At 43.0% G+C, this 21234-nt stretch carries 18 protein-coding genes; 10 read left to right on the top strand and 8 right to left on the bottom strand.

From position 1 onward, the window contains the following. Positions 1 to 197 precede the first annotated feature (197 nt). The 6 genes from BLS59_RS02355 (at position 198) to BLS59_RS02385 (ending at position 8803) form a co-directional block, all read left to right on the top strand. On the top strand, positions 198 to 1952 hold the full coding sequence (locus tag BLS59_RS02355) for an SGNH/GDSL hydrolase family protein (protein ID WP_091143624.1): 1755 nt from the start codon (positions 198 to 200) through the stop codon (positions 1950 to 1952). A 22-nt stretch (positions 1953 to 1974) separates the two neighbouring features. Then, on the top strand, positions 1975 to 2364 hold the full coding sequence (locus BLS59_RS02360; RefSeq protein WP_091143627.1) for an SxtJ family membrane protein: 390 nt from the start codon (positions 1975 to 1977) through the stop codon (positions 2362 to 2364). Between the two features lie 4 nt (positions 2365 to 2368). Next, positions 2369 to 2518, top strand: a complete 150-nt coding sequence (locus BLS59_RS32655) for a DUF5989 family protein (protein ID WP_091143631.1) — start codon at positions 2369 to 2371, stop codon at positions 2516 to 2518. 1 nt (position 2519) lies between these two features. Beyond that, entirely contained in the window at positions 2520 to 4343 is a 1824-nt protein-coding gene (locus BLS59_RS02370; RefSeq protein ID WP_091143634.1) for a carbamoyltransferase family protein, read from the top strand. Positions 4344 to 4760: 417 nt separating this feature from the next. Beyond that, complete coding sequence (locus BLS59_RS02380; protein WP_240315145.1) at positions 4761 to 6014, top strand: NRAMP family divalent metal transporter; 1254 nt, start codon at positions 4761 to 4763, stop codon at positions 6012 to 6014. 395 nt (positions 6015 to 6409) lie between these two features. Then, positions 6410 to 8803, top strand: coding sequence for an ABC transporter permease (locus BLS59_RS02385; protein WP_091143645.1), 2394 nt, complete (start codon positions 6410 to 6412; stop codon positions 8801 to 8803). A 79-nt stretch (positions 8804 to 8882) separates the two neighbouring features. On the opposite strand, the gene BLS59_RS02390 is transcribed toward BLS59_RS02385, so the two are convergent. Together BLS59_RS02390 and BLS59_RS02395 are read right to left on the bottom strand one after the other, a co-directional pair. Continuing rightward, entirely contained in the window at positions 8883 to 10082 is a 1200-nt protein-coding gene (locus BLS59_RS02390) for a Gfo/Idh/MocA family protein (protein ID WP_091143649.1), read from the bottom strand. Positions 10083 to 10086: 4 nt separating this feature from the next. Beyond that, on the bottom strand, positions 10087 to 11100 hold the full coding sequence (locus BLS59_RS02395) for an FAD:protein FMN transferase (RefSeq protein ID WP_091143652.1): 1014 nt from the start codon (positions 11098 to 11100) through the stop codon (positions 10087 to 10089). Between the two features lie 141 nt (positions 11101 to 11241). Here BLS59_RS02395 and BLS59_RS02400 point away from each other — a divergent pair, with 141 nt between their 5' ends. Beyond that, a complete protein-coding gene (locus tag BLS59_RS02400) occupies positions 11242 to 11649 on the top strand; it encodes a VOC family protein (RefSeq protein WP_091143653.1) in 408 nt (135 codons plus the stop codon). 146 nt (positions 11650 to 11795) lie between these two features. Then, positions 11796 to 12962, top strand: coding sequence for an FAD-dependent oxidoreductase (locus BLS59_RS02405; RefSeq protein WP_205411162.1), 1167 nt, complete (start codon positions 11796 to 11798; stop codon positions 12960 to 12962). Positions 12963 to 12985: 23 nt separating this feature from the next. Here the strand turns inward: BLS59_RS02405 and BLS59_RS02410 are convergent, their stop codons facing one another. From BLS59_RS02410 to BLS59_RS02435, 6 genes are all read right to left on the bottom strand, one after another. Next, entirely contained in the window at positions 12986 to 13327 is a 342-nt protein-coding gene (locus tag BLS59_RS02410; RefSeq protein ID WP_091143660.1) for a HopJ type III effector protein, read from the bottom strand. Positions 13328 to 13399: 72 nt separating this feature from the next. Continuing rightward, complete coding sequence (locus BLS59_RS02415; RefSeq protein ID WP_091143664.1) at positions 13400 to 15169, bottom strand: cytochrome-c peroxidase; 1770 nt, start codon at positions 15167 to 15169, stop codon at positions 13400 to 13402. After that, positions 15153 to 16469: an alkaline phosphatase family protein gene (locus tag BLS59_RS02420; protein ID WP_091143667.1), complete on the bottom strand. Its 1317-nt coding sequence runs from the start codon at positions 16467 to 16469 to the stop codon at positions 15153 to 15155. Before BLS59_RS02420 ends, BLS59_RS02415 begins: the two co-directional genes overlap by 17 nt. A 39-nt stretch (positions 16470 to 16508) precedes the next feature. Further along, entirely contained in the window at positions 16509 to 17315 is an 807-nt protein-coding gene (locus tag BLS59_RS02425; RefSeq protein WP_143014034.1) for a polysaccharide deacetylase family protein, read from the bottom strand. 165 nt (positions 17316 to 17480) lie between these two features. Further along, the gene (locus BLS59_RS02430) at positions 17481 to 17846 is read right to left on the bottom strand and encodes a hypothetical protein (protein ID WP_091143674.1); all 366 of its coding nucleotides are present in this window, start codon (positions 17844 to 17846) and stop codon (positions 17481 to 17483) included. Positions 17847 to 18063: 217 nt separating this feature from the next. Then, complete coding sequence (locus tag BLS59_RS02435) at positions 18064 to 19248, bottom strand: glycosyltransferase family 87 protein (RefSeq protein ID WP_091143676.1); 1185 nt, start codon at positions 19246 to 19248, stop codon at positions 18064 to 18066. Between the two features lie 214 nt (positions 19249 to 19462). Between BLS59_RS02435 and BLS59_RS02440 the strand changes: the two genes are divergently transcribed. Beyond that, positions 19463 to 20419: a glycosyltransferase family 2 protein gene (locus tag BLS59_RS02440; RefSeq protein WP_091143680.1), complete on the top strand. Its 957-nt coding sequence runs from the start codon at positions 19463 to 19465 to the stop codon at positions 20417 to 20419. After that, entirely contained in the window at positions 20400 to 21191 is a 792-nt protein-coding gene (locus tag BLS59_RS02445; protein WP_091143685.1) for a polysaccharide deacetylase family protein, read from the top strand. The genes BLS59_RS02440 and BLS59_RS02445 overlap by 20 nt, the downstream gene beginning before the upstream one ends. Positions 21192 to 21234 lie beyond the last annotated feature (43 nt).

Below are 21234 nucleotides of genomic sequence, written 5' to 3' on the forward strand. Positions count from 1 at the left end.
AGTCATAATTTGGCAGGTAAGTTATGTAACCTAGTTTAATAAGGTGATCAATACATTTATGGTAGGTAGTTATGCTTTTAAAGTGAGCTTTCTTCATCAAAAGTGCGCGAGTGATCTTGAATTGTTTTTGAAAGTCAGAAAGACGACAGGTAACGGGCAAAGGAAGGCAAACAGCATTCAAGCTGATTGCTTTCGCATTGCCGTTTATTTTAATCCTGCTGCTGGAGGTCATATTAAGGTTATCTGGCTATGGCCATGATCTTGCTCTTTTTATCCCGGATGAAGATCATCCCGGCAGCCTGGTCATGAATAGGTATGTATCTGAACGGTATTTCACTGATGGAGCCAATGCAACAATCGGCAATTTTGAACTCTTTAAAATCCGGAAAGCTAAAAACACCATACGGCTGTTTGTGCTGGGCGAGTCGACAACCATCGGATATCCATATATGCATAACGGGTCGTTCCATCGGTGGTTAAGCTACAGGCTTGCACAAATGTATCCTGATTGGAATTTTGAGATAATCAATCTTTCGTTAACGGCTGTTAACTCTTACACAGTGCTGGATTTGGCAAAGGAACTGCCGAATTATGAGCCGGACGGCATCCTCATTTATAGCGGCCATAATGAATATTACGGTGCGCTTGGTGTCGGGTCAACCAGTAAATTAGGTAATTCGCCCTGGCTTATTCAAACACTTATAGGCCTGAAACATCTTCGTGTGGTACAACTGATCTTTAATACTATGCGGGGCTTAAGCGGCAAAGGCAAAACAGACACCAGCCAAACACTGATGGAACGCATGGCAGCCGATCAGCATATTCCCTACGGGTCAGAAAAGTTTAACAATGGCATAGCTCAGTTTAAAACGAACATTAATGAAGTGTGCCGCCTGTTTTCTGTCAAAGAAATCCCGGTGTTCATCAGCAACCTGGTAAGCAATGAAAAAGATCTGCAGCCGCTAAACAGCTATATGAAAGAAGCCGAAACTTCGGCAAAAAGCTATTACGATAAAGGTGCGGCGGCTTATCGCATATCGGATACACTTGCCGCCAAACGCTTATTTATTAAAGCCGCAGCGCATGACCAGTTACGATTCAGGGCGCCCGAGCAAATGAATGAGATCATCAGTAATGCGGCATCCAGATATGCCGGTGTTTACCTGGTAGATACACGCAAGATCTTTGAAGAACACTCACAGGGACATATCCTCGGGAATGAAACTATTTTAGAGCACGTTCATCCCAATTTATTGGGCTACTCGCTCATGAGCGAAGTTTTTTTTTCTGCACTGAAAATCCACCACATTTTACCTGCCGATCCACAATTCCAAATGTCGCTTCGTCAGTTACAGGACCAAATGCCTTTAACAGCGGTAGATTCTTTGTTTGGTACATATAGCGTTGTAGAACTGAAAAAAGCATGGCCTTTTCAGGAAACCACCATAAAGCATCCCATACCAAACACCTTTGAGGGTGAAATTGCCATGGCCATGATCAAAAAACGTTTACCCTGGAACGAAGCGATGGACAGGCTAATGAACTTTTACGAGCATAAGAAAGATCAAAAGCATGAATTAAAGGTTGCCGAAGCGGTTGTGTTAGAGTATCCCCAAGATGCAGGGTTTTGCGCGGCAGCCGGTAAACTTTACGCACTGCAATCAAACTTAAATAAAGCCATTAACTATTTTCACCGGGCATTTGTACTTGAACCATCGATGGATTTGGCCAGGGTATTATTTGCACTCGAAATAAAAAACCGGCAGCCGGAAAAAGCTGAAAACTACATCAATTACGCGCTCACCGTGAACCCGGATAACCAGATATTGTTAAACGCGCAGGCAATTGTTAAGCAATTGATACACTTGGAGCAGGCACGCAGAACCGCGCCTGCAGATAGCGAAATCAGCAAACAATTAAACGACACCTACGCAAGTCTTCAACAAAATTAATCGATAACTAAAATGAAGTACCATGAGTAATTTAACTTATAAAAAAGAACGCAGGTTTGGCTTGCTAATGGGTAGTTTTATTCTCTGCCTTTGCCTGTATAAGTTACTAAGGACCGACAGCTTCAATTATTACCTTAGTGTATGTGGGCTTAGTTTACTGCTGCCTGCTATAGTTAAGCCTAAATGGCTTGTTTATCCGCGTATTTATTGGGAGAAACTGACTTACTACCTGGCAATTGTAAATACCACAATTTGGTTAACGCTTATTTATATTATCATTTTCATCCCTTTGGGGCTTCTGTTCAAGCTTATCGGGCGCGATGCACTGGCAGTAACATCGGCTGGCAATAAACGATCTTACTGGCAGTTGGCAGAGCAACGTGAACAATCATCATTAAAAAATCAATTTTAAACATATGCAGGTAATATTAGAGTTTCTTGCCTTTTTAAGGTACAGGCGTAGGTATTGGTTATGGCCGCTTTTCATACTGTTTATTATTATTGGCTTAATCGTGGTAGCAGCACAGTCAACCGTATTAGGTCCCCTGTTATACACTTTATTTTAAGATGTATATCCTGGGAATCTCCGCCTATTTTCATGATAGCGCAGCCTGTTTGCTCAAAGACGATACAATCATAGCAGCAGCGCAGGAAGAACGCTTTTCCCGCATAAAAAATGACGAAGCCTTCCCGATACAAGCTATAACATATTGCCTGCGTGAAGCTGGAATAAAGTTAACACAGGTAGATTATGTGGTATTTTATGAAAAGCCCTTCCTGAAATTTGAACGCCTTATAGAAACTTATCTGGCCACCGCTCCCTGGGGATTATTTTCCTATCTGAAAGCCATTCCTTTATGGATCAAGGATAAGATCTTTATGAAAAAGCAGATCATCCTCGCGCTGAAAAACATAGCACCAAATTGGGAATATAACGGCGGAAATCTGTTATTTACCGAACATCACCAGGCACATGCCGCATCGGCATTTTTTCCATCTCCATATCAAAAAGCCATTGTTTTAACCGTAGATGGTGTGGGAGAATGGGCAACAACATCTGTCTGGCGTGGCAACGGCAATTCCATCGAATTGATCAAGGAAATTAAATTCCCGCATTCGGTCGGTCTGCTTTATGCTGCTTTCACCTACTACCTGGGCTTTAAGGTAAACAGTGATGAATATAAGGTAATGGGACTGGCTCCCTATGGTGAACCCCGGTACGAACAGCTGATATATGACCAGTTGATCGATTTAAAACACGATGGCTCATTCAGGCTGCAAATGGCATACTTCAATTATATGAGCGGTTTAACCATGACCAATACGAAGTTTGAAAAACTCTTCGGCCATAAGACTCGGAAAAAGGACGAAGAGATAACCCGATTCCATATGGACATAGCCAGTTCCATTCAAAAGGTTACTGAAACCATTATGCGGCGGATGGTAAAGCATATTAAGCAGGAATATCAGGCTGATAAATTATGCCTGGCCGGCGGCGTGGCGCTTAATTGCGTTGCAAATGGAAAACTGCTGGAAGAATTTCCCTTTAACAGTTTATGGATCCAGCCGGCAGCAGGGGATGCGGGAGGCGCGTTAGGCGCTGCTTATTTTACCTATTATCATCACCTGAAACATGAACGACTGGTATCTAAAAGTGATAAGATGCAGAATGCCTTGCTGGGTCCTTCTTATTCAACAGCCACAGTAGCCGCCTTTTTAACCGAAAGAAAGATAAAATTCAGGGTATATAATGATGAAGCCTATTTTCAAACAGTGGCAGGATTGATCAATCAGGGTAAGGTGATTGGCTGGTTTAACGGCCGTATGGAGTTTGGTCCACGTGCCCTTGGTGCGAGGAGCATTATCGCGGACAGTCGGAACGAAAATATGCAGGCAACAATCAATCAAAAGATCAAGTTCAGGGAATCGTTTCGCCCCTTTGCTCCCGCCGTACTGGAGGAACATGCCGATACCATTTTCCAACTGACCCAAAAGAGTCCTTACATGCTGCTTGTCGCTCCTGTTAAACATAAATACCGACTCATCTCTACTTCAGATACGGAGGAAAGAGGATTCGGAATGCTGGCGCGGAAAAGATCGGTCTTACCCGCCGTAACACATGTGGATTTTTCGGCGCGGATTCAAACAGTAAGCGACGCCGAGCACCCCGTCTTCTACCATTTGATCAACACTTTCTTTAAGCTAACTGGCTGCCCCGTGATTGTAAACACCTCTTTTAATGTAAAAGATGAGCCCATAGTTTGCACGCCCCAAGATGCCTTGAACTGCTTTTTACAAACTGAAATGGATATCCTGGCTATAGAAAATATCATTATCGACAAAGGAGAACTTACCGCTGCCGATTTAAATACAACACAATCTTTTAAATGAATAATATAAAAAACAGCTATAAACTTTTAGTGGCCCTGTTGGTTATCTCGCTTCATGCAATCGCCCAGAAAAAACGGAAACATGGTAGAACCTCCCCTGCCGATGCATGTCAGCACCTTTATGAGCGCCTTAATATAATAAATGTGATCACAGTTTCTCATATCAGACTGAGAGTAGTCTTTCAAATTCTCCAATGAACCCCAGAAAAAGTTCGGGTAATCCATTATTTATAAAAGACATTTTATATAAGTATCTTACAAGGTTAGGGGTATATTAAAACACAATCTGGATATTCCGGGACGCTGATGGGCAATTCTGCGTCTTATAACATATTATGGTACTGAAACAAAGCTTACATTTGAAAAAACAAGATATATGCCCATAGCACCCAATCCTAAGCGGCCCAAAAAGGGGTTAATGAAATGGTTTACCTTATTGGGGCCTGGCCTTACTACGGGAGCAGCGGATGACGACCCATCGGGAATAGCAACCTATTCTCAAACCGGAGCGCAATTTGGTTATGGACAGTTATGGACGGCGCTTTATATGCTGCCCTTTATGACAGCCGTTCAGGAGGCTTGCGCAAGGATCGGCCTGGTTACCGGTAAGGGAATAGCCGCAGTTGTCAAAGACCACTACAGCAAACCGGTACTTTATGCGGTTGTGACGTTAGTAGTGATCGCAAACACGATAAACATCGGTGCGGATATTGGCGCAATGGCAGCGGCAGCGCAACTACTGATTCCTGCACCGTTCGTTATTTTAACATTACTATTTACCGTATTCATCCTGGTGCTGGAAATTTTCACAAACTATAGAACGTATTCAAAAATACTCAAATGGCTCGCACTGGCATTATTATCTTACCCTATCACAGTTTTCATAGTGCATCAGCCTTGGCTCACAGTACTAAAAGCAACTGTAACACCCCATATCGAGTTTAATTTCGCTTATTTGTTTATCATCACCGGTGTCTTCGGCACTACCATTACGCCTTATATGTTCTTTTGGCAGGCATCTCAGGAAGTGGAGGAGGAAAAAGCAAAAGGATTAATTAAAAATGGTAAGCCGCAAATCACCTGGCAGCATATCAAGGATATGCGGGCAGATAACACAGCAGGTATGGTTATTTCAGAAATAACTACCTGGTGTATTTTGTTAGTAGCAGCTACCGTATTGCATAACAGCGGTGTAAAAGACGTTAAAAATGCAGCAGATGCCGCAAAGGCCTTAGAGCCGCTGGTACATTCTTTTCCTAATTCAGGTTTTTTGGCTAAGCTAATTTTTTCAATCGGTATTATTGGGTTGGGGTTATTAGCAGTGCCTGTATTATCAGGTTCGGCCGCATATGCCGTTTCAGAAGCTTTTAGCTGGAACGCGAGTTTAAACCTTAAACTTAAAAAAGCACATGGTTTTTACGGTGTAATTACTATCGCTACGTTGATTGGTCTAATCATCAATTTTGTAGGAATTGATCCAGTAAAGGCATTGGTATATACCGCGGTACTAAATGGTGTTGCAGCGGTTCCCCTTTTATTCCTGATCGTAAAAATTGCTGCAAGTGAAAAAATCATGGGTGAATATAAAAGTGGCTGGTTGTCTAAAACCTTACTGTGGTTTACTTTCATAGCCATGGGAGCTGCTTCCATGGCTATGTTCTTTGCGATTTGAACAAACACAAATTACAAAATTGGGTTATCGCTTAAATGAACAATTCAAGCATCTACTCAATTAAAGTTTCTGGCGGCTTTTGCTTTGGGCTGTACTATTTGTTTTGATAGAGAATAGATGAAAGGCGCTTTAGGTGTAGATGCACAGCACATTAACAGATTACTCCTAAGCTGCTCATTAATCTGTATACGCATATCAAAATTTGTCTATTAATTCTTTGAAACCGCAGTAGTGACAACGAAAAAAAATCGCCGACTTGTACGCTATCGAACGGTAAAGTGTAACATTTCCGAACAATCATTTAGCTAAAATTTATTTAAATTACTGACAATCAACATCATAATTAACAGGCATACTATTGGTACATCTTTAACCAAACCTGAAAAACTGAATGTATGTTTAAAAATTACTTACAGGTTATCTGGCGAAACCTGGCCAGAAACAAAGCCTTTTCATTTATCAACATTAGTGGGTTGGCGATTGGGCTGGCCAGCTTTATTATTATACTGCTTTACCTCAATTACCAGCTCAGCTATGATCAATGGAGCCCGGAATTAAAGAAAGTTTATCGGGTGTCCATGAAGGAGGGGGATGATTTCTCAGATCGTACGCCTGCGCCCTTAAGTGCATTGCTGGTACAAAAATATCCTAATGCGGAAGCTGCTACGGCTTTGCAATCTGCCGGCGATTTTGAAATATTACTGAGTGCTGGGGATAAAAAGATCTATCAAAAGAACATTGTAACGGTCGATTCCAATTTCCTAAAGGTTTTTCCTTACCAATTAACCAAAGGCGATGCCCTGACTGCATTGAACAAACCTAATGCGATTTTGATCACCGAAGAACTAAGTAAAAAATTATTTGGCGATGCTGACCCTATAGGCCAGCCGGTTAAAGTTTACAATGCGGTAAATTGCATGGTAACGGGCGTTATAAAAAAACCGGCCGGCCCGGCCCATATGCCCGTTGAAATGCTGATGCGTGATCCTTACGGCAAACAAAATAACTTTTGGGGAAACTTATCCTTTCAAACTTACATCAAAGTCAGACACACAGAAACAGATGCCCGGATTGAAAATACGATCAACCGGATATTTTACAGCGAACGCTTAAAAAAAGACAATAGGTCTTTCGAAGCTTATCAAAGAAGCGCGCAGGCTACATCACTGTTTATAGATGCTGTGCCCAGCATCTATAATTTTCCTAAACATGGCAGCAGCAACTTTACGGTGGCATCAGTGTTGCTGGCATTAGCGGTTTTATTACTGCTTGCGGGGGCAATCAACTTCAGTAATTTATCCATTGCTCAATCTATGAAAAGAGCAAAGGAGGTTGGTGTACGTAAGGTATTAGGCTCTGCCAGGGGGCAATTGGTTGTTCAGTTTATGATGGAAACGGGGGTACAATGCCTAATCAGTTTGAGTATCGCCATCTTGTTGGTTTACATAAGCCTTCCTTATATTAACAGTTCATTTAATCTGCAACTCGGATTCTGGCACAAGGATGGTTCGGCGAGTTTAGTTATACAGATTGCCCTCTGTCTGTTAATCGTTACCCTGCTATCTGGCTTATACCCTTCCTTATTCCTTTCGCGGTATAACACTACCAACGTTTTAAAAGGTGATTATTCGAGCGGCACCAAGGGTACGCTATTGCGTAATGTATTGATCGTGGTACAGTTCATGGTGGCGGTATTCTTTATCACGGCAATAATCGCGATCAGGTCACAGATGTTATATATGCAAAGCAGGGATAAGGGTTTCTCAGGCGAACAGGTAATGCGCATACAAGCTGGCCAGCAAACCCGTGAAAATGGCTTTGAAAGTATGCGACAGGCAATGCTAAGGCTGCCAGGAGTAAGCTATGTAGCCAAAACCACTAAGGTACCTGGTGATCACCTGTTTACGGATACAAGTACCGTAGGCTTTAAATACTCAGGTACAATATACCGTATGGCCTCAGTAAAAATCAGTAAAGATTATTTCAATACACTACAGATACCACTGATGCAAGGTCGCGGATTTACGGACGCCCCTCCTGACCAAAACACTCGCTCGGCTATCCTGAATGAATCGGCGGTTAAAAAACTTAAACTGTCAGATCCTGTAGGAAAAACCATTTTTTTTCCCTCCTGCGATAGTATACCCGTTCAGGTGGTCGGCGTTGTGAAAGACTTTCATGAATTCGGTTTCGAGATGGCCGTTCAGCCGGAAGTTTACACAATGGGCAATCAAGCCTGTATGTTCCAATCCGGAGGCGGAATAATTGTTAAAATTAATGGCAAACAGCTGCAGTCGTCCGTAGTCGCCATTGAGAAAGCCTGGAAAACGATAGAGCCAGAGTTTCCTATTCGATACAGCTTTGTTGATGACAATTTTCAACTGCTATTCAATTCCTATAGCCAGCTGCAAACCATCATTACTTTTTTTGGCATTGTCGCCCTGGTAATCTCAATCGTCGGATTATTTGCATTGACCGCGTTCTTTACACGCCAGCGTACCAAGGAAATCGGCGTTCGCAAGGTACTTGGTGCCAGTGTAGTGCAGTTAACCGCATTGCTTAGCTGGCAGTTCGTGTACTTAGTGGGTATTTCTATTTTATTGACAACACCTATAGCTTGGTGGGCTGTGCACAAATGGCTGCAAACCTTTGTCTACCGCATTGAAACAAGCTGGTGGATGTTTTTGGTATCGGGAATAACAGCCCTGCTGATTGCTGTTATTACAATTAGCTTTCAATCTATTAAAGCAGCATTAGCCAACCCCGTCAAAAGTTTAAGAAGTGAATAGTATAATCCAGATCGATCATCATATTAAACGCCTCCCGGAGAGCCCGCGAGGCGTTTAATATTTTCATTATAATCCCCTCTCAACCAATCTTATAAGCATTATCCCAGCTACAGATCTTTTTGCTATATAAAGCCTGATTAGCCAGGTGCACACTAATAGCGGTACGCGCTCCGGTGAATACATTGCTATCCGGCAATTCCTTACGTAGTATCTTCTGATAGAAGTCGTTAAACGCATACCAGGTTCCGTCTTTGGTGGCTTCTGGCAATATAGGCGTCCCTCCTTCCTTGTTCCAAACAATACGCGTTGCGCCTGTCACTCCATCTACTGTCCCCTTTTCACTCAATAGCTTTTTTTCGGGATAGAACATCCCCTGATCTGTCAGCAGGGAAACCGTACCCAAAGTACCTTTGATCTTAAAAAGATACCCATCATGCGCATTACCACACATCGCGCCAAAATTCCCGATCAGGCCCAGGTCAGGATAACGTAGCATCACCTGTATGTTATCAGAGGTTTCCCGCCCGTCTTTAAAAACATCTATCCCTCCCGTGGCAAAAAACTCCTGCGGATGGGTATCAAAAGCCCAGTTGATAAAATCGATCTGGTGCGAAAGCAGCTCAGCGGCCAATCCGCCAGAATATTCCTTATACATCCGCCAGTTAATAGCCCGTTCAAGGGAAGGATCGGGCACCGGACGGCGCCAGTTACCATTCCTGTCCCAGCGACAATCCACTTGTGTTACCTTGCCCAGGTAGCCTTTATTAATCATCTCTTTAACCCGGTAATATAAAGGTGAATACCTGTACTGATGCCCTACCTGTAACACCTGATTGTTACGGCCATGCATTAGGTTCACCAGTTCAAGCGCCTGTTCAATTGTGTAGGTCATCGTTTTTTCCAGGTATAAATGCTTGCCCGAGCGGATGACATCGGCAGCTACCGGGTAATGCAGATATAGCGGCACAGCAACAATTACCGCATCTACTTCCTTATCATCTAACAGTTTGCGATAGTCGGTATAAGTTTTAAATGCCCCGGTTTTACTCATCTTTTGCGCCGCGGCCAGCCTGAAATCAAGCACATCGCATACAGAGGTTATGCGGAACTGATCTGGCATCCCATTGAGGATGTTCATAATGCCGGTACCACGGTCGCCGCAGCCTATCACCGCTATTTTCACCGGCTCGCCAGTTGGTTGCAGAGCGCTCAATTGGTTACTAAGAAGTAGCCCGCCGCTGAGCAGACCTGTGTTTTTCAAGAAAGTTCTTCTCACCATCTTTTCAGTTTTGTTTTTGATATCCCTTAAAAAAAGCAGTTACAGTATCCGTAATAACCCCGTCAGGCTTTCGGTACACAATATAAGCACCCATATCTTTCTGTTTTGATAAAAAGGCCATTGTACGTTTCAAACCCATCGCCATAAAACCATTATCATATCCATCCGCAGTTATAGCATCCTTAGCGTAAACCGTAACACTGATCATCTCGTTCTGCACAGGATAACCAGTCAACGGGTTCATCAGGTGCGAAATCTGTTTGCCGCCAGATGCGTGATGCTTCCGATAATTACCTGATGTGGTAATAGCACCGTTCCCAGGTTCAATCACTTTACGCATAGGGGCCGGATCCAGATCATCACCACTGATCCCTTCAATACCTATCTTAAAAAGTTCATTGCCAGCCTTACTTCCTTTAACGCGCAGTTCGCCGCCCAATTCCACCAGGTAGTTTTGAATGTGATGTTGTTCCAATAACGATGCCAACAAATCGACTGAATAACCCTGGGCAATACCGTTCAAATCCAATTGTACGCCGGGTTTTGTTTTAAATAAAAAATCCCCTCGCAGGCCTATCTTATCCGCACCTACATTGAGTAGCAATACTTTAACTTCCTCTTTACCAGGATCATGACCAGGTTTCAGCACACCGAAACCCCATGCGTCAACCAAAGGTTTTACCGTCGGATCCACTAATCCACCTGTAGCACGGCTAATCTGCAGGGCACGGGTAATCAGCACCTTGAAAGGTTCATCGATCCGGATGCCTTTTGCCGAACGGTTGAACCGGCAGATCAGCGAATTAGGTTGATAAAGTGATACAGACCTATCAAAGCGTTGCAGCAGGCTATCCGTTTGTCGCTGACTAATAAAGCTGTCGGCCGCGTAATACACGATACTATAAGTGGTACCCTGTGCATAACCATTCAGCTCAAAGCGCTGAAAACGTTCCTGACGGCCAAAAGCGCAAAGCAACAATACGAAGAAACAGGCAACCGGCCACAAATTCTTTTTCATAGTTCGATAGCCAAATGTAAGGATTCGATTGCTTCTTTATCCGGGTTTGTGCAGCACTTTGAAGAAATCAAATCACTGCTGACATAGGGTTGTCATTACGCGTGGTTTAATTTGTGGCATTAAACATTTAAAACAACCATTATGAATTTTACATCAGTCCGCATCATCACGAAAGAAATACAGCCGCTTGTGCGGTTTTATGAAAAAGTTTTAGGAAGCACCGCAATACAGTATACCGAAGATTTTGCCGAATTGCGAACACCTTTAGCCACACTGGCTATTGCAAGTACCAGGACGCTGGCATTGTTCGGCGGAGATGATATCGCCCGGCCTGCAGAGAACCGCTCGGTCATTATTGAATTCAGAATAGATGACGTAGACAGTACCTACCAGGCTCTGACCGGGTTTCTTGGAAACAGTTTGGTGCAGAAGCCGGTAACGATGCCCTGGGGCAACCGTTCCTTATTATTCAAAGACCCGGATGGCAACCTGGTCAACTTTTTCACGCCAGTTACCGATGATGCAAAGCAACGCGCTGGCACCATTTAAAAACTGGCAATTTAAATGCCGGGCGGCTACCAATTGCAGATTAATCTGAAGCAATAGTTTAAGCAGACTTTTTTATTACAAAAAATAAATATTTTAAAATTATTTTTTGCCCCAATCGTCTTATCTGTAATACATATTGATAAAGAATGATGAATTTAATTAAAAATAAAAAAATTGCTATCGTGGGCGGCGGCCCCGGTGGATTGACCCTTGCAAGGCTTTTGCAAATGAACGGTGCCGATGTAAAGATTTATGAACGGGATTTAAACAAAGATGCAAGGGCAAAAGGCGCTACGCTCGACTTGCACGAAGAATCTGGTTTAAAAGCGCTCGGAGAAGCCGGACTGATCAGCGCATTTAAGGCCAACTACCGCCCGGGCGCTGAACTGGTGCGCATTATAGATAAATACGCTACTATCCTTACGGAAGATCTTGCAACACCTGAAGAAGAAATTGGCAGACCTGAAATTGACCGAGGGCCGTTACAGCAGCTTTTACTGGATTCATTACAACCTGGTACGGTTATCTGGGGCAGCCATTTTGAAGCCCTTTCACAACAGGACAATGGGTGGAAACTGAGTTTCAAAGACGGGACATCAGCCTTTGCCGATTTGGTTATTGCGGCGGATGGGGCAAATTCAAAGCTTCGACCTTATGTCACGCCTATAAAACCTTTTTATTCGGGAATTATGGTTGTGGAAGGATCAGTTTACCATTCGGAAACTGCAAGCCCAAGAATGCATAAATTGTTAAACGGAGGGAAAATATTTGCCTTTGGTGACAGTAAAACTTTGATTGTAAGTTCCAAAGGTGATGGTAGCCTGGTATTTTACACCGGGGTTAAAACCGGCGAGGACTGGATTAAAAAAAGCGGGATAAATTTCAGTGATAAGGCCCAGCTACTGGATTGGTTTAAGGCTGAATATGAAGACTGGGACCCCATATGGCAGGAGTTATTTGAAAATGCTGCCGTCCCTTTTGTTACACGCCCCATATATTGTATGCCCGTGGATCAAACATGGGAAGCCCAACCTAATCTAACTTTACTTGGCGATGCCGCGCACCTTATGCCTCCGTTTGCGGGTGAAGGCGTTAACATGGCTATGCTGGATGCACTTGAACTATCCAAATGTCTTTTGGGCGATGATTTTGATAATTTACAATCAGCTATTACCGATTATGAAAAAGATATGCGCACCAGGGCTTCCGAAGCTGCACAAGAATCGCTTGACTCAGGTGAATTACTTCATTCGCCCGGCGCAATTTCTTTTATGACGAACTTGGGTAGCCCTTGCGACGGCCCAATTAGTTAAACGCAGCTATTGATCTGATTGGCTTATTTAGTCACCAAAGCCGTCCCATCAAAAACCACTCCAAGCCAGCCATGCGCTATAAATTGGCGGATATTCTGATGATCGGTTGCATCCGGATGGGCCAATACTGATCTGTAATGTTCTGCAAATAAGTAAAGTGTATCTGTCGCGCTTAAATTATGAAGCTGGGCGAAAGCGAAAACCTTTGCACTGCCTTGGTTTTGGGTAGCCTCATTATATGCCTCGCCGTTTTTAAAGGCCGTAGGTTGGTGCTGATAGTAGGTTTCTATAAAGGTAATAACCTCATTAAACGCTATGTTACCTTCCTTTAAAGCGGCCATTAAAGCCGGTAATTGTTCATTCATACAGGTTATTTTTCCGCAAAAATAAAATTAAAAAGATTATAGTCGCTATATCAGGTTATTTTACCATGATGCTTATCTACTATTGAGGCTCTTTATAAAATCAACTAATTCTTTTTTTTCCTTGTTGGTCAAATGCAATTGATCAGTAGATAAGGTTTGATTACTGATTTTTATCCCGAGCCCTATCCCACCGCCTTTTTCATAAAAGTCGATCACCTCTTCCAAAGTACGGAATACGCCGTTGTGCATATAGGGCGCTGTACGTGCGGCGTTGCGAACGGTTGTTGTTTTAAAAGCATGGCGGTTAAATGCTTCCGGAATTAGCCCATAAATACCGGGATCAGCGTCAATAAGCTTGCTCTTTCTGAACTTTGGTACGCCGATCACCTCAGCTTCCATTTGCATATAGCGTGGCGGTAACGCCCCATTAAACAAGGGCAGATAATGGCAAGTGCTACACTTTGCTTTACCCATAAATAAATTAAAACCGTTTATCTCAGTTGGTTTCAATGTTTTGTTATCTTTCTGCATATAACTATCAAAGCGGCTATTGAGTGCCGTCAAGCTGCGTACATAAGCGGCCAGCGCATTCATCACTTCAAAAGTGTCGATAGCTACGCGCACTTGTTGCGGATAAGCCAGACTGAACAATTTCCGGTAGCCGCTGTCGCACCAAAGTTTACCTGTAGCTAATTTCATATCGCCGTGCATTTCATCCCGGTTCTGCAGCACGTCCCTGGCCTGATCTTCCAGCGAAGATGACCGCAGGTCATAGAACTGTGCGGGCTGCAAAGCGGCATTTATCAACGTTGGTGTGTTACGCGCAATCATCTTTTTACCAGTAACATCCAAATTTTTAACCAATCCATCGGTAAAAGCTCTATCCGGCCGGTGGCAGGAAGCACAGCTGCGTTTACCACTGCCGGAAAGTATGGGATCGAAGAACAGTTTTTTTCCTAAAATGATCTTTTCGACAGTTGCTGAATCTCCTGGTTCAGCGGTGTAAGCATTACGGTTAAAGGCGTCCGCATCAAATAGCGTGGCGGCATCCTGGCTAAGCAACCGGTTATAACGCACATCGGGCAGCTTTAATCTAACCCTTAAAGCCTGTATTGATGTGGTTAGCGGATTTGCGTAACGGGTAATAAAGATGGCACGATCGAAACGGTTAAATGTTACCGGGTATCGTAAATACCGAATCGCCGGCGCAAAATTAACACCCGTATCGTAAATGCTGATCACCGACCGAATGCTTTGTAATGCAGCGGCCGACTCGGCAAAGCAGTTTTTTGTTAGAGGGTCGTCAAAATCGTTAAGCCCAAGTGTTTCCACCCTAAAAACTTCCAGTTTAACCGCGTCCAGAATCTGCCAATCCTGCAGATCTGCCCGCTGAAAATAATTCCGAAATTCCGCAGCATTGACTTCCAGACGATTTAATAAACCTTTCAATTCCAGCTTCCTGCCCGGGACAAACCGTGGAAAAACCTCCTGCTCAATCACTTGCAAACCGTCGGGCTGAATTACCAGCCCGTTGAGTTCGGTTTCCGGCACCGGTGGTCCGTTCACCTGCCGGGCTGTAAGCGGGTCAAAATATTCCGTTGCCCATTCCAACCGCTTGTATGCCAGCCGCACCTGCCGGAAAGATTGTTGCAGTCTGGCGCTGTTTGCAATGGTTACTGGTATCGCCCGCAGTAGTTGTATTGCGTTCAACAAACTATCGGTTTGGCGAAGAAGTTCCTGATTAACCAAACCCGCAGGCGTATCCACTGGTCGCAGAGAAACCAGGGTAACGGCTGACAGCGCTAAAATACCGAAGGTGGTAACCTTAAAAGTTGAACGCATGGCTCAGCGGGTCGGCTTTTTTGTCGCGGTCATTGAGTGGCTTCAAGCCCCAACGTTTCTCAATAAAGGAAAGGATGCTCACGGTTTCATAGATGGTATGGTCAACATAGCCTTTTTTAGCAAAGGGGGAAATGATCAGCGCCGGGATACGCGAGCCAGGTCCCCATTTATCGATCACAGGCGGAGCCACATGGTCCCAGAAGCCACCGTTCTCATCATAGGTCAGGATAATGACAGCATCCTTTCCGTTCGGACCGTTAAGCACCGCGTTGATTAATTCTACTGCGTGACTTTCGCCTCCTTTGATGGATGACTGACCCGGGTGCTCGTTCTCCAGCCCGATGGGTTTGATAAAAGAAACGGCCGGGAGTGTACCTTTTTTGGCTGCTTCTAAAAATTCTATCTCATCTTTGAGGTGTTCCTTTCTACCCGAAGTACCTTCAGCATAGCGGCTGAAATAAGCAAAAGGCTGGTGATGATATGTAAAGGACGGAGCCGGTTTACCGGCCATAATATTGTTCCATCCGCCCGAATACCAAGCCCAGGAAATACCTTTATCCGACAACCGGTCGCCTATATTTGCACCAGTTTGTATAGGCACCAGGTTAGCCGGATGATCTGTTTTAGGATGCAGGTTTACAGAATTAGACGTATTGACTGCATAGCCATCCGGAGTAACGGCACCATCCTTGATCAGTTTACCCGAGGCATCGAGCTGCGCTTTAATATTTTCAGGCGCGTTCGGAAATACCGGCGTGGCAGAAGCGATCAGCCATTGATGATTAAGGAAAGAACCACCGAAGGCACTGTGAAAAAAATGGTCACATAAAGTATATTTCCTGGCAAGTTCATATAAAGGAATCTGGTCGGTTTTATAATACCCCATTGTAAAACCTTTGGTATAATTATATTGAACAAAACGGTCCATTTTACCACCATCTATCTGCAACTGTTCCTGGTAAAACTGATGGGTCACATCAGGGGTCACCTGGTCGGCGGGCACATATTGATCGATGTTAAAAATATTATTAGGCAGGTTGGTTGGGAATGCACTACTGTGAGGGATAGGCGGCAGCGTGGTATAAGGTTGACCAGCCGCATCCAACTGGATGATGTTTTCTTTTTTGGCCTGCTCCAGCCCGTCTGCACCGGGAAACTGACCATATAGGTTATCAAAGCTGTGGTTCTCCATGTAAATCACCACAACATGTTTTACTTTACTGATTTGCGCCTTGACGGGAATGTGGGTTAAACAAATAGCGCTTAATAAAAGAAACGGCGTTTTTAAGATTGATTTCATAAGAATAGATAGAAAACGAATATAAGATTAAATGATTATTTACTTGGTTAAAGAAGGGCTTGCCTTCGGGCGTTTTATCTGCCGGTAAGCTTCATCCAGCACTTGTCTGAAGGTAGGCACCCAAATTGTTTTATTGTGCTGTCGCAGGTAACGGATCAATTCGCGGTGCGCTTCGCGGGAAACAGTAATGTAATCGCCCCCGATGCCATGAAACATGATCACGCCCAGGCCGCCCTTTTCTTCTACACTTTTCACGAAGGCAACGAGCTGTTTGCCGCTCTCGCCACCATCCAGCCCATAGGACGGTACCCGTAATGTATCCAGTTTGCGAAAATCAGTGATCACCGCACTGCTGTCCCCACCTACGCGGGCATATTTTACAAGGGTATACTTACGAAGCGAATCGACATAATCCTTGCCACCCACAAATGTTTCGGCGCAGGGATATGCAAAAGTACGTTTAGTTTTGCCATCCACTGCAAACAGAAAACGGTCCATCACCTCAATCTCCCGTATAATCCGGTAAGCCGAATATGGTTCGGAAGGTACCGGATTGTCATCGATCCCTGCGCAGGGATGAAACACCGTATGATTACCCAGTTCGAAACCTGCTGCAGCCAACTTGCGCCAGCGCGGGATGCTTAGACTGTCGATATCGCTTGTCAGGAAAAAAGTTGCCTTTAAACCGGCCCTTTTAAGTTCAGGTACTGCATTGTTCAGCTGCGAAGGTAACGCATCGTCATAGGTTAACACAATAGCCGCTTTTTTATGCTCAGGCCATTTGACTTGCTGCTGCGCCTGTACGCAAAGGTTGGATAGTAAGAAAATGATAATCAGTTTTTTCATAAGCTGAGTTGAATTTATGATGGTCAGGATTGCCGATAAACCACATACACCCTCCAATAAAACGGCGACGATACTGGCCCAGACGCCGCTGGATAACACAGGAAATTGTACATGATTTAAATATGGATCAAATAAAAAAGGGACAAAAACAATAGTGTGTCCGGATTAGATCCTCAATTGAGCAAAAAGAAGATAATCCTTGTCAGCGTAAGGCCTGAAAATATGGGAAGTAATGGCAATAAAATGCTTACTTGCAGGAGCAAGAGCAAGCAATAGCTGTGTAATAAATAAAAAACGGATAGGTAGAATCTGGCCAGTTTTTGGCTGCTGAACGGCGATGAGATCATTATCCGCCAGTGCGTGGTGCTCGTCTTTTTTCTTGATCAATCTTTGTAAAAGGCTATTCGCTTTTACCGGATCTTTAGCCATATCAGACCTCCTGGCAATACGGTAAGCGGCATAGGGCCGCAACAATACCACCAACAAAGCGAAGGAGAAAACCAATACCTGAAAATGACGTTGCCTGTTCATGACATCTATTTTTACATAGAAAGTACTAAATTAATAAAAATGGCCAGGTTTGTATTTATTAAACAATTCTCTTTTTTGCCTCTCGCTATTCTGGAAATGCCATCACTGGCTAACAACCACAATGATGGACCGATCTTGGCTTCGGTGATACAACCACTATAGCACCTGTTTCCGTAAGCGGCCAAATCACCGCAAATCAGCTCTTATCTCTAAGTATTTAAATAGGATGCTTGGGATTATAGGTAGGCAACCAATCGTCGACTGTAAAATCTTTAATTATCAACTCATAAGCTATTTTAACCCATATCAAAATACAAGGCCAGGCCTTTATTGCATAGTTCTGCATCCACACACGCATAAACCGGGGAAAAGCGTCAGACGGGCCAAGTCCTGTGACTACCACCAATAATACCAAAAACACTATATTTAAAGGTGTAAAAGGTTTTTTTTGCATCATGATATATATTACCGCACCGGCTGTGGCAATAATAAATGTAGGATGCTCAGATCCTGTGCTGAAAATAACCACCATAAGTAAAGCCGAGCACAATACCTGCAGCTGAAATTTTTGCGACGCGTATTGCTTAAACCGGAGTAAAGGGATGGCGAAAATAATAGTCCCCCCAAGTAAAAATGGCCAGTTTGGAATTGCTGTATTTTGTAGCAAACGCCTGACTACTCCCATAACACACCAATCCTGGCCGCTGGTAAGGCTTTCGTTAATGATGTTTTTTGAAGTAAGAGCGGTAAACCAATCATGGTAAGATTGGATTAAGAATGACGGACCCGATATAATGGCCGGTAAGCAAAAACATACAACAGTCCATACTATGGTCCAACCGATAAACTTTCCTTTATTTTTAGAGAAGACAAAAAAAGCGAACCCGGCGATAGGGTATAATTTCATTAAAGTACCCATTACTATAAGTAAGGTTGCCCAATTATCTTTGCCTTTGTTAACCAATATATAGCTCAGGATTATTATTGCCGAAATTGTGGGATTAAACTGCATATAATGTACTGAGTTGGCAAACTCAACAGCACAAAAGAGCAGTATAAGCATTTTAACCTTGTTGGTGAAGGGCAACAAGTATACCGCATATAAAAAGCTGACCGTATTAATGATCTCCCAAAGAAAGAAACCCCAGCTTTCTGGCAGCAAGGACATTGGCGCTATAAAAACTGTAAATAATGGCCCGTAAATAAACACATCGTAATACTCTTTAGGATAAAGCTCATATAAATTAACATGCGCTTTGATATGGTAAAACGAGGCGCGAAAAATGAGAAAGTTATTATCAATATGCCTGAAGTATTTAAAAGCCCAGCAATATATAGCTACGGCAAGATATAAAACACAAGTCCATTGAAAACCATTAAGCTTAATTTTTTTAACCGGCATTTGTAAAATTGGGGGAAAATGTGCAGATGACTGTAATAGTTTGGGGGTTGATCTCGTAAGGTTTAATATAGTATTATCATTACAATAACATAAAGTTGCAAAGTAACACTTTCATATGGCAAAATTATAAATTTTGAACAGTAAATATTTACATTTGTAACATTTTAATTACAATATTATCTTAGTATAAACCCTGCGATATTCCCCTAAATCAATGCGCAAAATCTCTATAGTTATCCCCGCTCATAACGAAGAGCGTAACATTAGTTATATGGTTAGTGAGCTTCAAAAGCTTTTTAGCGATATTAATTATGATTACGAATGTATTTTTGTTGACGACGGGAGCACCGATAATACTTTGAATGAAATCAAGATACAGCGTGAGATGAACCCCCATGTATACTTTGTTGAGCTATCCAGAAATTTTGGTAAAGACCAAGCACTGCAAGCTGGTATTGAATTAGCCAATGGTGATGCCGTGATTACAATGGATGCAGATATGCAACATCCGCCACGTTTAATAATTGAAATGATAAAGCTTTGGGAAAGCGACTATGATGTTGTTTACACCTATCGCGAAAAAGCAAATGAGCACGTTAAATCATTTCAAAAACTAACATCTAAATTATTTTATAAGGGCATTAATATGCTGTCGGAAATTCAGATGGAAAATGGCATTGCCGATTTCAGACTGATAGATAAAAAAGTTGTTACCCAGCTAAAACTGATAAACGAATATGATATATTTTTCAGGGGTATGGTAAAATGGGTAGGCTTTAAACAAATAGGTATTCCTTATAACCCAGCTCCGCGATTTTCCGGCGAAGCCAGCTATTCTGTTTACAAGTTATTTAAATTAGGGCTCAATAGCACCATGTCTTTTAGCGTGCGCCCATTGTATGCGGCCACATTTTTAGGTCTTATATTTTCGCTGGCATCCTTGTTATATATTCCTTACGTACTCATAAGTTATTTTTTCGGTTTAATAGAGGTTTCCGGATGGGCATCGCTTATTGCCACCATAGCTTTTTTTGGAGGGTTACAATTATTTGTATTAGGCATAATAGGTATGTACCTGGGCAAACTATTTATGCAGGCAAAACAGCGGCCCAATTACATTATCCGTACAGCCAGTTATATCAATATAGACAATGATCTTATTAAGCTTTGATGTAGAAGAGTTTGATTTACCAATGGAATATGGTAAATCATTACCGTTCTCAGAACAACTATCGGTTTCCACACAAGGCACCATAATTATACTTGATTTACTTAAAGCGGTTAATATAAAGGCTACTTTTTTTGTCACAGCCAATTATGCCATCAATCAGCCGGACATTATTAACCGGATAATTGCTGAAGGACATGAACTGGCATCTCATGGTTATTACCATTCCAGTTTTACAAACAGCCATTTGCTGGGGTCTAAAACAACGCTGGAAAAACTTTCCGGAGCTACTGTTAATGGCTTCCGCATGGCCCGTATGATGCCGGTTGACCTTATCGAGTTAAAACAAAGCGGTTATAAATACAACTCGTCGCTCAACCCTACATGGATTCCGGGCAGGTATAACCATTTTGATAAGCCCCGTACATGGTATATTGAAGAGAGTACCATACAACTGCCATCATCAGTATCCCCATTACTGCGTTTCCCGCTTTTTTGGCTAAGTTTTCATAACTTGCCTATGACATTTTTGAAATGGCTGAGTTTTAAAACCTATAAAAAAGATAAATACCTCAATATTTATTTCCATCCCTGGGAATTTACTGATCTTAAACTGCCTGCATTTGGCTTACCTGCCTACATAACTAAAAACTCGGGCGATGCGTTTACAGCGCGCCTTCACAACTTTATCCTGTCTGCCCAAAGCAAAGAGATAGCCTTTGGTACGATCACTCAGTTTTTGGATAAAGTCACGTTGGTTAAAGTGCTTCAATAACCTTCCTGCCAGGCATCTTACCAAGAAAAAATTCAAATACAGA

This window comes from Mucilaginibacter pineti (genome assembly GCF_900101875.1).
Lineage (GTDB): Bacteria > Bacteroidota > Bacteroidia > Sphingobacteriales > Sphingobacteriaceae > Mucilaginibacter > Mucilaginibacter pineti.

Coding starts and splice junctions, on each gene's coding strand:
- BLS59_RS02430 (WP_091143674.1), bottom strand. CDS start 17,846: ATGAACAGGCAACGTCATTTTCAGGTATTGGTTTTCTCCTTCGCTTTG.
- BLS59_RS02420 (WP_091143667.1), bottom strand. CDS start 16,469: ATGAAATCAATCTTAAAAACGCCGTTTCTTTTATTAAGCGCTATTTGT.
- BLS59_RS02360 (WP_091143627.1), top strand. CDS start 1,975: ATGAGTAATTTAACTTATAAAAAAGAACGCAGGTTTGGCTTGCTAATG.
- BLS59_RS02440 (WP_091143680.1), top strand. CDS start 19,463: ATGCGCAAAATCTCTATAGTTATCCCCGCTCATAACGAAGAGCGTAAC.
- BLS59_RS02370 (WP_091143634.1), top strand. CDS start 2,520: ATGTATATCCTGGGAATCTCCGCCTATTTTCATGATAGCGCAGCCTGT.
- BLS59_RS32655 (WP_091143631.1), top strand. CDS start 2,369: ATGCAGGTAATATTAGAGTTTCTTGCCTTTTTAAGGTACAGGCGTAGG.
- BLS59_RS02410 (WP_091143660.1), bottom strand. CDS start 13,327: ATGAATGAACAATTACCGGCTTTAATGGCCGCTTTAAAGGAAGGTAAC.
- BLS59_RS02385 (WP_091143645.1), top strand. CDS start 6,410: ATGTTTAAAAATTACTTACAGGTTATCTGGCGAAACCTGGCCAGAAAC.
- BLS59_RS02400 (WP_091143653.1), top strand. CDS start 11,242: ATGAATTTTACATCAGTCCGCATCATCACGAAAGAAATACAGCCGCTT.
- BLS59_RS02415 (WP_091143664.1), bottom strand. CDS start 15,169: ATGCGTTCAACTTTTAAGGTTACCACCTTCGGTATTTTAGCGCTGTCA.
- BLS59_RS02395 (WP_091143652.1), bottom strand. CDS start 11,100: ATGAAAAAGAATTTGTGGCCGGTTGCCTGTTTCTTCGTATTGTTGCTT.
- BLS59_RS02380 (WP_240315145.1), top strand. CDS start 4,761: ATGAAATGGTTTACCTTATTGGGGCCTGGCCTTACTACGGGAGCAGCG.
- BLS59_RS02435 (WP_091143676.1), bottom strand. CDS start 19,248: ATGCCGGTTAAAAAAATTAAGCTTAATGGTTTTCAATGGACTTGTGTT.
- BLS59_RS02445 (WP_091143685.1), top strand. CDS start 20,400: ATGATCTTATTAAGCTTTGATGTAGAAGAGTTTGATTTACCAATGGAA.
- BLS59_RS02390 (WP_091143649.1), bottom strand. CDS start 10,082: ATGGTGAGAAGAACTTTCTTGAAAAACACAGGTCTGCTCAGCGGCGGG.
- BLS59_RS02425 (WP_143014034.1), bottom strand. CDS start 17,315: ATGAAAAAACTGATTATCATTTTCTTACTATCCAACCTTTGCGTACAG.
- BLS59_RS02405 (WP_205411162.1), top strand. CDS start 11,796: ATGATGAATTTAATTAAAAATAAAAAAATTGCTATCGTGGGCGGCGGC.